This window comes from Blastococcus sp. DSM 46786, assembly GCF_900109665.1.
Classification (GTDB): domain Bacteria; phylum Actinomycetota; class Actinomycetes; order Mycobacteriales; family Geodermatophilaceae; genus Blastococcus; species Blastococcus carthaginiensis.
The window spans coordinates 22,207-34,731 of record NZ_FOAO01000003.1; the positions used below are offsets into that span (position 1 = coordinate 22,207).

Annotated in this window: 11 protein-coding genes; 5 read left to right on the forward strand and 6 right to left on the reverse strand. The window is 72.6% G+C overall.

The annotated features are described in order from the left end of the window. Positions 1–10: 10 nt before the first annotated feature. The 3 genes from BMW62_RS03760 to BMW62_RS03770 all read right to left on the reverse strand — a co-directional run bounded on the left by BMW62_RS03760 (position 11) and on the right by BMW62_RS03770 (position 4,787). On the reverse strand, positions 11–1,807 hold the full coding sequence (locus BMW62_RS03760) for a thiamine pyrophosphate-requiring protein (protein WP_091929658.1): 1,797 nt from the start codon (positions 1,805–1,807) through the stop codon (positions 11–13). Between the two features lie 108 nt (positions 1,808–1,915). Next, a complete protein-coding gene (locus BMW62_RS03765; protein ID WP_244523816.1) occupies positions 1,916–3,766 on the reverse strand; it encodes a glycoside hydrolase family 15 protein in 1,851 nt (616 codons plus the stop codon). Beyond that, entirely contained in the window at positions 3,759–4,787 is a 1,029-nt protein-coding gene (locus tag BMW62_RS03770) for an SDR family oxidoreductase (protein ID WP_091929512.1), read from the reverse strand. The genes BMW62_RS03765 and BMW62_RS03770 overlap by 8 nt, the downstream gene beginning before the upstream one ends. A gap of 348 nt (positions 4,788–5,135) precedes the next feature. Between BMW62_RS03770 and coxB the strand changes: the two genes are divergently transcribed. The 4 genes from coxB to BMW62_RS03785 are packed head-to-tail and all read left to right on the forward strand — an operon-like array spanning position 5,136 to position 9,689. Further along, positions 5,136–5,762: a cytochrome c oxidase subunit II gene (gene coxB, locus BMW62_RS03775; protein WP_091929513.1), complete on the forward strand. Its 627-nt coding sequence runs from the start codon at positions 5,136–5,138 to the stop codon at positions 5,760–5,762. After that, positions 5,759–8,314, forward strand: coding sequence for a cbb3-type cytochrome c oxidase subunit I (locus BMW62_RS03780; protein ID WP_170852192.1), 2,556 nt, complete (start codon positions 5,759–5,761; stop codon positions 8,312–8,314). The genes coxB and BMW62_RS03780 overlap by 4 nt, the downstream gene beginning before the upstream one ends. Beyond that, positions 8,311–8,781: a hypothetical protein gene (locus BMW62_RS22450; RefSeq protein ID WP_170852193.1), complete on the forward strand. Its 471-nt coding sequence runs from the start codon at positions 8,311–8,313 to the stop codon at positions 8,779–8,781. Before BMW62_RS03780 ends, BMW62_RS22450 begins: the two co-directional genes overlap by 4 nt. Next, entirely contained in the window at positions 8,778–9,689 is a 912-nt protein-coding gene (locus BMW62_RS03785) for a cytochrome c oxidase assembly protein (RefSeq protein ID WP_170852194.1), read from the forward strand. The genes BMW62_RS22450 and BMW62_RS03785 overlap by 4 nt, the downstream gene beginning before the upstream one ends. On the opposite strand, the gene BMW62_RS03790 is transcribed toward BMW62_RS03785, so the two are convergent. Genes BMW62_RS03790 through BMW62_RS03800 form a run of 3 tightly spaced genes read right to left on the reverse strand, consistent with a single transcriptional unit; the run spans position 9,655 to position 11,691 of the window. Then, positions 9,655–10,125: a heme-degrading domain-containing protein gene (locus BMW62_RS03790; protein WP_091929516.1), complete on the reverse strand. Its 471-nt coding sequence runs from the start codon at positions 10,123–10,125 to the stop codon at positions 9,655–9,657. The genes BMW62_RS03785 and BMW62_RS03790 overlap by 35 nt on opposite strands. Before the next feature lie 9 nt (positions 10,126–10,134). Continuing rightward, complete coding sequence (locus BMW62_RS03795; protein ID WP_091929517.1) at positions 10,135–10,491, reverse strand: putative quinol monooxygenase; 357 nt, start codon at positions 10,489–10,491, stop codon at positions 10,135–10,137. 3 nt (positions 10,492–10,494) lie between these two features. Beyond that, a complete protein-coding gene (locus BMW62_RS03800) occupies positions 10,495–11,691 on the reverse strand; it encodes an FAD-dependent oxidoreductase (RefSeq protein WP_091929518.1) in 1,197 nt (398 codons plus the stop codon). A gap of 124 nt (positions 11,692–11,815) precedes the next feature. Here BMW62_RS03800 and BMW62_RS03805 point away from each other — a divergent pair, with 124 nt between their 5' ends. Continuing rightward, positions 11,816–12,475, forward strand: coding sequence for a TetR/AcrR family transcriptional regulator (locus tag BMW62_RS03805; protein ID WP_170852195.1), 660 nt, complete (start codon positions 11,816–11,818; stop codon positions 12,473–12,475). Positions 12,476–12,525 lie beyond the last annotated feature (50 nt).

Sequence of the window (12,525 nt, forward strand, 5' to 3'; positions counted from 1 at the left end):
CGGCCGCGCCTCAGCCGTCGCCCTTGGAGCCGGGCAGGAACTCCTGCACCTTCTGCTTGACCCCCTGCTTGATGAAGCCGGCGGCGTCCTCGTCGCCCTTGAGCGCCGACTTGGCGGTGGCCATGGCCTGCTCGAAGGTGGCGTGCGGGGGGATGGGGGGCACGTCGGGGTCGCAGCGGATGTCGAGCACCGTCGGGCGGTCGGCCGACAGTGCCGCCTCCCACGCCGGCCCGACGTCCTCGGGCTTGTCGACGTTGATGGCCTGCAGGCCGAGCCCGCGGGCGAACGCGGCGTAGTCGATGTCGGGGATGGTCTGCGACTCGGCGAACTTCGGTGCCCCCTCCATGGCCCGCATCTCCCAGGTGACCTGGTTGAGGTCGTCGTTGTGGAAGACGGCGGTGACCAGCCGAGGGTCGGACCACTGCTTGTAGTACCGGGCGATGGTGATCTGCTCGGCCAGCCCGTTCATCTGCATGGCGCCGTCCCCGACCAGGGCGATGGCCGGCCGGTCCGGGTGCGCCCACTTGGCGCCGATGGCGTAGGGCACGCCCGGGCCCATCGTGGCCAGCGTCCCGGACAGCGAGCACTTCACGCCGCCGCGCACCTTGAGGTGCCGGGCGTACCAGTTCGCCGCGCTGCCGGAGTCGGAGGTGACGATCGCGTTGGCCGGCAGCCGCTCGGAGAGCTCGTGCACGATGCGCATCGGGTTGACCGGGTCGGCGTCGGTCAGCGCCCGCCGCTCCATGGTCTGCCACCAGTCGGCGACGCCGTCCTCGATGCTCTGCCGCCAGGAGCGGTCGGACTTGCGCTGGAGCAGCGGGATGAGCGCCTGGAGGGTGGCCTTCGAGTCGCCCACGACGTTGAGCTCGTAGGGGTAGCGCATGCCGATCCAGCTGCCGGACCGGTCGATCTGGATGGCGCGGGCCTGGTCGAGCTCCGGCATGAACTGGGTGTACGGGAAGTTCGACCCGATCGTCAGCAGCGTGTCGCAGCCCATCATCAGGTCGTAGCTGGGCTTGGTGCCGAGCAGGCCGATCGCGCCGGTGACCCAGGGCTCGGTGTCGGGCAGCACGTCCTTGCCCAGCAGCGCCTTGGCGGCACCGGCGCCGAGCAGGTCGGCGACCTGGGTCAGCTCTTCCTGGCAGTCGCGGGCGCCCTGGCCGACCAGCAGGGCCACCTTCTCGCCCGCGTTGAGGATCTCGGCGGCCTGGCGGACGGCGGCCGGGTCGGGCTGCGGCTTCGAGGGGGCGATGCCCAGGCTGGAGGGCACCTCCTTGAACTGGTGGCCGGGCGGCTCGTAGTCCAGTTCGAGGACGTCGGAGGGGAAGATCAGCGCCGTCGGAGCCCGCTCGCTGACGGCGATGCGGATGGCCCGGTCGATCAGGTTGGGCAGCTGCTCGGGGACGGTGCACATCTGCACGTAGTCGCTGCAGACGTCCTTGTAGAGGCTGAGCAGGTCGACCTCCTGCTGGTAGCCGCCACCCATCGCCGAGCGCTCGGTCTGCCCGACGATGGCCACCACCGGCACGTGGTCGAGCTTGGCGTCGTAGAGCCCGTTGAGCAGGTGGATCGCTCCGGGGCCGCTGGTGGCGGCGCAGACGCCGAACCCGCCGCTGAACTTCGCGAAGCCGACGGCCTCGAACGCCGACATCTCCTCGTGCCGGGACTGTACGAACTCCGGGTCGTTGTCGGCCCGCCCCCAGGCCGCGAGCAGCCCGTTGATCCCGTCGCCGGGATAACCGAACACCTGGCGCACGCCCCATTCGCGCAGGCGGGCGAGCAGGTAGTCGGCGACGGTCTGGGCCATGGTGACCTCCACGGTTACGGGTCGAGCGCGGCAACGTCTCGTCGCGCCCTAGCCACCTCGGGGGGGCGGCTAAACAGGGCCTCCGGGCGTGTCACGGGTTCGTCACAGTCACCCCCCGGGGCCGTCCGGGCTCTCCTCCGCGGCGGGGGTGCCGCTGAGGTGCCGTGCCGCGTTGACCAGGCCGACGTGGCTGAACGCCTGCGGGGTGTTGCCCACCTGCCGGCCCGCGCGGGTGTCGTACTCCTCGCCGAGCAGCCCCAGGTCGTTGCGCAGCCCGAGCAGCCGCTCGAACAGCCGCTCGGCCTCCGCGGGACGGCCGATGCCGGCCAGTGCGTCGACCAGCCAGAAGCTGCAGGCCAGGAAGGTGCCCTCGCGCCCGGGCAGGCCGTCCACCGACCCGTCGTCGGCGTCCGTCCGGTAGCGCAGCAGCAGATCGTCCTCGGTCAGTTCTCGCTGGACGGCCTCGACGGTGCCGACGACCCGGTCGTCCCGCCAGTCGAGGAACCCGAACCGCGGGATCAGCAGCAGTGCCGCGTCCAGGCCGGGGGAGCCGTAGGACTGGGTGAAGGTCCGGCGGGCGGCGTCGTACCCCCGGGTGCAGACGTCGGTGTGGATCTCCGCGCGCAGGGCCTTCCACCGGTCGACCGGCCCGTCGAGGCCGTGCCGCTCGACGGCTTGGACGGCGCTGTGGACACCGGCCCAGGCCATGACCTTGCTGTGCACGAAGTGCCGGCGCGGGCCGCGGACCTCCCACAGCCCGTTGTCCGGCCGGTCCCAGTTGCCTTCGAGGAAGTCCAGGAGCCCGCGCTGGAGCCGCCAGGCGTCGTCGATGGTGCTCAGGCCGGCCTCGCGGGACAGGTGCAGCCCGTCGAGGACCTCGCCCCACACGTCGAGCTGGAACTGGCCGGCTGCGGCGTTGCCGATGCGGACCGGCGCCGATCCCCCGTACCCGTCCAGCCACGGCAGCTCCTGCTCGGGGATCCGCCGGGCCCCGTCGAGGGTGTACATGATCCGCAGATCGGCCGGGTCCCCGGCGACCGCGCGCAGCAGCCAGTCCCGCCAGGCGCGGGCCTCGCGCACGTACCCGGTGCCGAGCAGGGCCTGGAGGGTGAACGTGGCGTCGCGCAGCCAGGTGTAGCGGTAGTCCCAGTTGCGCACGCCACCGAGGTCCTCCGGCAGCGAGGTCGTCGGCGCGGCGACGATGCCACCGGTGGGTGCGTAGGTCAGCGCCTTCAACGTCAGCAGCGAGCGGCGGACGGCGTCCGGCCAGCGGCCGGTGTAGTCGCAGCGGCCGATCCAGTCGGCCCAGAAGGTCTCGGTGTCCGCCAGCGCCCGGTCGGCCTCCACCGGCCGTGGCCGTGCGGCGTAGGACGGGGCGTGCGTGAGCACGAACGGCACCCGCTCGCCGGCGCCGACCTCGAACTCCGCCGTGCATGCGCCTTCGGAGTCCTCGAGCGGCACCGGCGTGCGCAGCCACGCGGCGTCCGGGCCGGCGATCGCGACCAGGTCGCCGTCCTGCCTGCGCAGCCACGGGGGCACGTGCCCGTAGTCGAACCGCAGCCGCAGTTCGGTCCGCATGGCGACCCGGCCGGAGACGCCCTCGACCACCCGGACGACGTCGGCCGCCTCGCCCCGGATGGGCATGAGGTCGATGACCCGGACGGTGCCGTCGGGGGTCTCCCACTCGGTCTCGAGGACGAGCGAGTCCCCGCGGTACTGCCGCCGGGTGCACGTCCCGCCCGCAGCCGGTGCCAGCAGCCAGCGGCCGGCGCGCTCGTCGTGGAGCAGCGCGGCGAAGCAGGCCGCCGAGTCGAACCGCGGCAGGCACAACCAGTCGATCGAGCCGTCACGGCCGACCAGTGCGGCGGTCTGCAGGTCGCCGATCAGGCCGTAGTCCTCGATGCGGCCGGGCATCGCCGCCGTCCGGCCCCTCAACCGGCCGGCCGGCGGCTCACGCACGCCGCCACAGGGCGACGCCTGCGGCCGCCAGGCCGGCGCCGACGGCGGCGAGCGCACCGTGGTGCCGGCCCGCCCAGACCTGCGGATCGGAGCTCCAGGCCCGCCCGCTGAAGCTGCCGCGGGGGCCGAAGTCGTGCCCGCCGGGGCCGTCGGCCGGCTCCCACAGGTTGACCGGATCGTCGGGCCGGGCGTCCTGGCCCCGCTGCTGCCCCCGGTAGGAGGTGCGGGCGAGATAGCGGTCGAGGAACTGCGGGGCGAACCTGCTGCCCAGGATCGTGTAGACGGTAGGGATGCCGATCCACCACGCCCGGCGGCGCGGGTGCTCGCTGGCGTGCACCAGGGTCTGCGCCATGAACTCGGGCTGGTAGACCGGCGCCACCGGCTGCGGGCGCTTCGGCAGCCTGTTGAGCACCCAGTCGAACTGCGGGGTGTTCACGCCCGGCAGGTCGACCAGCGTGACGTGCACGTTGCTGCCGTCGTGCCGCAGCTCGGTCTGCACCGCCTCGGTGAAGCCCTTGATGGCGTGCTTCGCGCCGCAGTACACGCTCTGCAGCGGGATGCCGCGGTAGGCCAGCGCCGACCCCGTCTGGACGACGGTGCCCCGGTCGCGTGCCCGCATCCGGCGCAGCGCGGCCATCGTGCCGTGCACGAACCCGAGGTAGGTGACCTCGGTGACCCGCCGCCACTCCGCGGCGGAGATCTCGGCGAACGGCGCGAAGACCGTGCTGAAGGCGACGTTGCACCAGACGTCGATCGGGCCGAGCTCGGCCTCCACGCGGTCGGCGGCCGCCTCGACGGCGCCCGCATCGCTGACGTCCACGGAGATCGTCAGGGGCGTGCCACCGGCAGTGCGGACGTCGGCGGCGGCGGCGGCCAGCCCCGTCTCGCCCCGGGCCAGCAGTGCGACCGCGTCGCCCCGGCGGGCGAAGGCCACCGCGGTGGCCCGGCCGATCCCCCCGCTGGCACCGGTCACCACGACGACCTTCCGGTGGGTGGCGGCTTCTCCGGCGGGCTCGGGCATGCACCTGCTCCTCGTGGACGGGCGGCCGGTGGGGCGCGGCCGGGGCCGTGCCACGGCCTCGGCCCGCACCACGGCGGGGACGTCGGGATCCCCACCCTCCCGGACGTCGTACGGGCACGCGACCGCAGACCCCGCGCTGCCGGCGGCCCGCCGGGGAGCTGGAGGCGTCGACTCCGGTTGAGGTCGCTCCCACGGCCTGCGCCCGATACGGTCGAGCGGCTCTGATCTTGGTGGAGGCGGCATGACCTGTGTTCCGTCGGCCGGCGTGCTGCGTGGCTCGCCGCCGTCCTCGGTCCGCGCATCGCCCTCCGGGCGCGCCGGCCGGTCTGCTGGTGCGGCAGGCCGCCGGTGAACGGGGACAGCAGCGGCAGCCTCGACCCGAAAGGCCCTCGAGCGGAGTCGATCGCCGACACCTGGTGGCTGATGCTCGGGCTGGGCGTCGCCGTGTTCGTCCTCTTCGCCGTCCTGCTGGCGATCGGTCTGTTCCGCCACCGGCGCGAGGGGGAGGCGCCGCCCTCGGAGCGGCGCTGGATCGTGGGCGGTGGCGTGGTCCTGCCGGTGCTCGTCCTGGTCGTCGTGTTCGGCGCGACGATCGCCGCGATGCGGACGCTGGCCGAGGACGCCCCGCCCGGAGCGCTGGTCATCGAGGTCACCGGTAACCAGTGGTACTTCGAGGTGGCCTACCCGGAAGCCGGGGTCACCACGGTCGACGAGCTGCACCTGCCGGTCGGCCGGCCGGTCGAGTTCCACCTGACGTCGGCGGACGTGATCCACGGCTTCTGGGTTCCGGAGCTCGGCGGCAAGATGGACATGCTGCCCGACGGCGTGAACGTCCTCGTGCTCCAGGCGGACGAGCCGGGGGAGTGGGGCGCGCCCTGCGCCGAGTTCTGCGGCTTGGAGCACGCGAGGATGCAGGTGCACGTCGTCGCGGAGAGCCCCGAGGACTTCGCGGCGTGGATCGAGAGCCAGCAGTGAGCGCGGGCACCGGAGCCAGGGACCCGGGGCGGTACACCCCCGAGGTCACCGACCCGAAGACGGCCGAGGAGCTCGACCGGCTCTGGGACGACCCCCCGGGGTTGCGCGGCCAGCTGACCGGCGTCCAGAACGACCTGGTCGGCAAGCGCCTGCTGCTGACCGGGTTCTTCTTCCTGCTCCTCGGCGGCAGCTTCGACTCGCTGATCATGCGCCTGCAGCTCGCCTTCCCCGAGCAGGAGCTGGTCAGCCCGCAGTTCTACAACGAGCTGTTCACCAACCACGGCTCGGTGACGATGTTCCTCGTCATCCTGCCGATCTTCGAGGGTTTCGCCATCCTCATCCTGCCGTCGATGCTCGGCAGCCGGGAGATGCCCTTCCCGCGTCTGGGCGCCTTCTCCTACTGGACCTTCCTGTTCGGCGGGCTGCTCTACTACAGCAGCGCGCTGTTCCAGCTGGTGCCCGACGTCGGCTGGTTCGCCTACGTGCCGCTCTCCGGACCGGAGTACTCCCCGGACCTCGCGGTGGACTTCTGGATCCTCGGGCTCGGTGTCGCGGAGGTCGGCGCCATCGCCGCCGGCGTCGAGATCATCATCGGCATCCTGAAGATGCGGGCGCCGGGCATGACCCTCACCCGGATGCCGCTGTTCGCGTGGGCGTTCCTGGTGATGGCGTTCATGATCGTCTTCGCCTTCACCCCGCTGATCATCGGCAGCCTCCTGCTGGAGCTCGACCGCGGGTTCGGCACCCAGTTCTTCGATCCGCAGCAGGGCGGCAGCTCGCTGCTGTGGCAGCACCTCTTCTGGATCTTCGGGCACCCCGAGGTCTACATCCAGTTCATCCCCGCGGTCGGCGTCGTGGCGATGATCATCCCCGTCTTCGTCCGGCACCGTCCGGTCGGCTACCTCTGGTTCGTCGCCTCGCTGGTCGGCATCGGGTTCCTGTCGTTCGCGCTGTGGGCGCACCACATGTTCGCCGTCGGGCTGCCACCGCTGGTGCTCAGCTTCTTCGCGGCGGCGAGCATGGCCATCTCCATCCCGGCGGGCGTCCAGATCTTCTCCTGGCTGGCCACCATCTGGGCCGGCCGGCCGGTGTGGAAGACGCCGTTCCTCTTCACGATCGGCTTCCTCATCATCTTCGTGATCGGTGGGATCACCGGCGTGATGGTCGCCTCGGTGCCCTTCGACCTGCAGGCGCACGACACCTACTTCGTGGTCGGCCACCTGCACTACGTGCTGATCGGCGGTGTGGCCTTCCCGATCTTCGCCGGCGTCTACTACTGGTTCCCCAAGTTCACCGGCAAGCTGCTGGACGAACGGCTGGGCAAGTGGAACTTCTGGCTGCTGTTCACCGGTGCCAACGTCGCCTTCCTCCCCATGCACCAGGTCGGGCTGATGGGGATGCCGCGCCGCGTCTACACCTACGCGTCGGGCCAGGGCTGGGACATCTTCAACCTGATCTCGACGATCGGGGTGCTGATCATCGTCCCCGGCATCGGGGTGTTCGTGTGGAACGTCTTCCGCACCCTGCGGCGGGGCGAGCCGGCCGACGCCAACCCGTGGGGAGCCGACACCCTGGAGTGGGCCCTGCCGTCGCCGCCCAAGGAGCACAGCTGGACCGAGCCGCCGATCGTGCGCAGCCGGCACCCGCTGTGGGACCAGGAGCGGCTCGACCGGGGCGATCCGCAGCTGATGCACTTCGTGCGCGGGCTCGGGCAGTGGCCGCTGAAGTGGCGGGCGGCGGTGGTGGTGGGCACGGCGGACGCGCGCCCCGTGGAGGTGTTCCGGGTCTCCAACCCCTCGATCTGGCCGCTGGTCACCGCGATGGGCGTGGTCCTGATCTTCCTCAGCGAGCTGGTGAAGCTGCGGTGGGGGGCCGGCGTCGGTGCGCTGATCATCATCGCCGCCGTCATCGCCTGGAACTGGCCGCAGCCCCCGCCGATGACCCCGGACGAGGAGGACGAGTTCGAGCGCGAGTACGGCGTCCCGGTGAACGCCCACGGCAGCGTGATCGTCGCGCGGTCCGGGACCCTGCTCGCCATCCTCTTCGTCGCGGTGGCCTTCTCCGCCCTCCTGCTCAGCTACTTCTACCTCCGGCTGGAGAACCCGCAGTGGCCGGCGGCGGGCGTCGGCGACCCGCCGCTGCTCCAGGCGTCGATCGCCGCGGCGCTCGTCGCGGTGAGCGCGGCAGGCGTGCCGTTCGCGCGCCGGAAGATCGCCGGAGGGGACATGCGCGGCTTCCGGGGCGGGCTGTACGCCGCGCTGGTCCTCGCCGGTGGTGGGGTGGCGCTCCAGGTCACCGATCTGGTGCAGCTCGACGTGGGGTGGACCGCCCACGCCTACGGCTCGATCTTCTACACCCTGGCCGGCTTCGTGATCGTGGTCGCGGCGGCCGCGCTCATCATGCTGACGATGGTGGTCTTCTGGGCGTCCCGGGGCACCTACACCTATCGACGCCACGCGCCGATCGCGAACGTGGCGCGTTTCTGGGTGGCCATGGCCGTGATCTGGGTGGTCGGCTTCGGCACCCTCTACCTCGGGCCGGTGCTGACGTGACCACCCGGGATCCCGGGCGGGCGCGACCCCTCCCCCCGGAGGAGACGGCCACGGCCGGCGGCGGCACGCCCGCCCCGGTCGACGTCTCGGTCGACACGCGGGCGGTGACGGCGGTCGTCGTCTTCCTCGCCGGCCCGGTGATCAGCTCCGTCCACTTCATGCTGGTCTACCTGGTGACGGAGGCCGGCTGCACCGGTGACGGACCGGGGCTGGACGCCTTCGACCCGCCGGTACCGACCGTGGTCACGCTCGTGACGACGGCGGTGGCCGCGCTCGCCTGCGTGGCCACCGCGTGGTGGGGCTACGCCCGGTGGCGGGCGCTGCGGCGCGCCCACCCGGAGGCGGGCGCCGACGAGCTCGTCGACCGGCGGCCGCTCGCCTTCGGCGGCTTCCTCCTCTCCCTGCTGGGCCTGGCCACCGTGCTGTTCGTGGGACTGCCCGCCCTGTTCCTGGGTGCGTGCGCGTGATCCTGGCCCATGCCGACGAACCGCTGGCACCCCACGACCTGTGGTGGGCGTGGCACGCCGACCCGCTGACCCTCGGGGGTCTCCTGGTGGCGGCCGTGGTGTACCAGCGCGGCCGGTCCTCGAACAGGGCGGCCGAGGCCTGGCGGCCGTGGTGCTTCGGTGCCGGACTCGTCGCGCTCGCCGTCGCGCTGTTGTCACCGGTCGACGCGCTGGGCGGCGTGCTGGCGTCGGCGCACATGGTCCAGCACCTGCTGCTCACCCTGGTCGCCGCACCGTTGCTCGCCATGAGCGCACCGGGAGGGACGCTCCTGCGCGGCAGCCCCGATGCCGTGCGCCGGGCGATCCTGCGGTGGCGCCGACGCCGCGGGCTGGCCGCCGGGGTGCACGCGCTCCGGCACCCGGTCCCGGCCTGGCTGCTGCACGTCGGGGCCCTCTGGGCCTGGCACGCCGGCGTGCTCTACGACGCGGCGCTGCAGGACCCGGTGATCCATGCTGCCGAGCACGGGACCTTCCTCGTCACCGGGGTGCTGTTCTGGCGGACCGTCGTCGGTGTCCGGGCCGCGCGGGTCCCGGCCGGGTTGGGCGTGCTGCTGCTCTTCGGGATGTCGATGTCGAGCGCGCTGCTCTCGCTGCTGCTCGTCTTCGCCCGGACCCCGTGGTACTCCGGCTACGCGACGACGACCCAGGTGTGGGGCCTCGAGCCGCTGGCCGACCAGCAGCTGGCCGGCGCGATCATGTGGGTCCCCGCCGGCATCGTCCACGTCGTCGCGGCCCTCGCGCTGCTCGTCGCCTGGATCCGCGGCACCGAGGACGGCGGGACGCCGCCACCGCTGCGGTCCACCGGACCTGTTCCCGCGTCACGGCCGGGAGGGGTCACCGCCGGAGGTGCTCCCGCAGCGTCTCGGTGACCATCCGGTGGTCCTCCAGCTGGGGGAGGCCGGAGACGGCGACGACGCCCACCGCCCCGACGTCCCGGACCAGCATCGGGAACGCGCCGCCGTGCGCCGCGTAGAGCTGCGGGTCCAGCCCGAACTCCGCCTCGAAGGTGGTGCCCCGCTCGATGCTGTCCTGGCGCACGTGGAGCGAGCTGTGCCCGAACCGGTGCACGACCCGCGACTTCCGCTCGATCCAGGAGGCGTTGTCCGGCGTGGCCCCGGGGAGCGCCACGGAGAAGAGCCGGTGGCCGTTGCGGGTGATCTCGACGGCGACCGGTGCGGCGTCGCGGCGCGCGGCGGCCACCAGCGCGCAGCCGAGCACCCAGGCGTCCTCGTTGGTGAACGAGGTGAGCTGGAGCTCCTGCTCCTCCGCGGCGAGCTCGGCGAGGGTGGGGAAGGGCTGCGTCATGGGTCCTTCCTACCGTCCGGCGGGTTCCGCCGGACGGCCCCGTGAGCCGTTCGCACGGGTGAGGCCCACGGAGGGTCCGGCCTCCGCGACGTCGTGGAACGACATGACCGGTTCGCCGGTCACCAGGCCGGGCGCCACCCGGAGGAACTCCCGCGTGTGGTCGTGGGTCATGTGCTCGTCCAGAGCGGGCCGGTCCGCCCACACCTCGATGCTGAGGATGCGGTCGTCGTCCTCCAGGTCCGCGGCGAAGGAGTACGCCAGGCAACCGCCGTCGGTACGGGTGGCGGCGGCCATCGTCCTGGCGGCGTCGAGCAGCTCGTCGCGACGTCCGGGCGCGGCCGTGGCGCTGCCGATCACGATCAGCACGGTTCAGCCCTCGATCAGCGCGAGCTGCTTGTTGATCTCGCGGGGGTTCGAGTCGCCGGCCATCTTCTGCAGGAACGGGGTGTGGTCGAACACGAAGTCGCGGATCGGCCGCAGTGGGGCCGGCACGTGGTGGAACACCTTCCCCAGCACGTAGGCCATCTGCACCTGCTTGGCGGTGTGCGGCTTGCGCGGGTCCTCGTAGGACTGCAGCGCCTGCCGCACGGCCGCGAGGTCGCTGAGGTCCACGCCGCGGAGGGCGACGCCGAGGAAGTAGCCGTCCTCGATCGACATGCCGGCCCCGTAGGCGGCGTAGGGCGACGTGGGGTGCGCGGCGTCGCCCACCAGCGTGGCGCGCCCCTTCGACCACTGCGCCAGCGCCGGCCGGTCGCGCAGCACCCAGCGCTGGACGTTCTCCGGCTCGGTCGCGGCGATCAGCCCCGGGAGCGGCGCGGGGAAGCCGGCGGCCAGCTCCGTCGCCGCAGCCTTGAGGTCGGCCGGTGCCGGGGCGTCCGGGTCGGTGGACGTGAGGACCCACCACTGGTGGCCGTCGCGGCCCTTGTGGCGGATGGAGGTCCAGCTCCCCTGGACGGTCCGGCTGTGGGTGAGGACGCACGTGTTCGGCACGGTGCCGGCGACGTCGTCGAACGTGAAGCCGCCGAAGATGTGGAGGCGGTGCTCGCGCTTGGGGGCGTCGCCCCAGAGCGTGCGGCGGACGAGGGAGTCGATGCCGTCCGCGCCCACCAGGACGTCGTGCTCGGCGGTCGTGCCGTCGGCGAAGTGCAGGGTCACCGCGCGGCCGTCCTGCTCGATCCGGTCGACCTGCTGCCCGAACCGGAGGACACCCGGCGGGATCGCGGCGAGCATGCGCTCGTACAGCTCGGGTCGGAGCAGTCCGATGAAGCCCCCGCCGAACGCCTGCCTCACGTCCTCGTCGAGCTTCACGTCCACGCGGACCTTGCCCTGCAGATTGCGGAACTCGGAGTGGGAGGGCGCCCCGAGATCGGTGGTGTCCACCCCGAGCGCGCGCAGCGCCTTCAGCGGCGGTGGCCACAGGTTGAGGATGTTGCCGGCCGGGCGGGCCTCGCGGTAGCGCTCGTAGACGACGACGTCGTGGCCGGCCGTGAGCGCGCCGAGGGCAGCGGCCATGCCGGCGGGGCCTGCGCCCAGGACGGCGACGCGTCCGGCGGGGGAATGGGTCATCGGGCACCTCGACGGGGGGATGCAAAAACCGTAGCGGACGCTACAGTTAGCCGGGAACTGTAGTGCCCGTCACGTTCCTGTCAAGGGGGCGTCACGGGGAGCCGGGAGGGGGAAGGATCACGCCGTGACCGACGCCGTCCTGCCTGCTGCCCTCGAGGTGCGCCCGCCCAAGCAGCAGCGCAGCCGCGAGGCCTGGAACCGTGTGCTCGACGCGGGGGTCGCGATCCTCGAGGACGCCGGGTACGACGCCTTCACGATCGCGGCACTCTGCGAGCGCGCCGCCGTCGCGCCCACGGCGATCTACGCCCGCACCACGAGCAAGGACGCGCTGTTCCTGGCCGTGTACGAGCACGGGATCGGCCGGTTGCGCGCCGAGCAGGGCGTCTTCGCCGACGGGGACCGGTGGGCCGGCCTGGCGCCCGCCGACCTGGTCCGTGCCGCGGTCGGCGAGACGGTCGGCATCTCCCTCCGCCACCAGCGGTTCCTGAAGGCGATCGTCCTGCTGTCCGCGGCGCACGAGGAGGTGCAGCGGCGGGGCGACCGGTACGCGCGGGAACTCGGCGACGGCTTCACCGCCGTGGTCCTCCGGGCGGGGGAGGCCATCGCGCACCCGGAACCGGAGGCCGCGGTCCGGTCCTGCTTCGGCACGGTGTTCGCCGCGACGATGATCCGCGTCGCGTACGGCCCGGCCTTCGCGACGCCGTCCCCGCTGGACGACGACGCGTTCGTGGCCCACCTGGGCGAGACGGCGGTCCGCTACCTCCTGGCGCACGCGCCGGGCTGATCGACTCGGATGGTGTGCCGACCCCAGGCCGTCGGGTCGCCGGCGTGGTC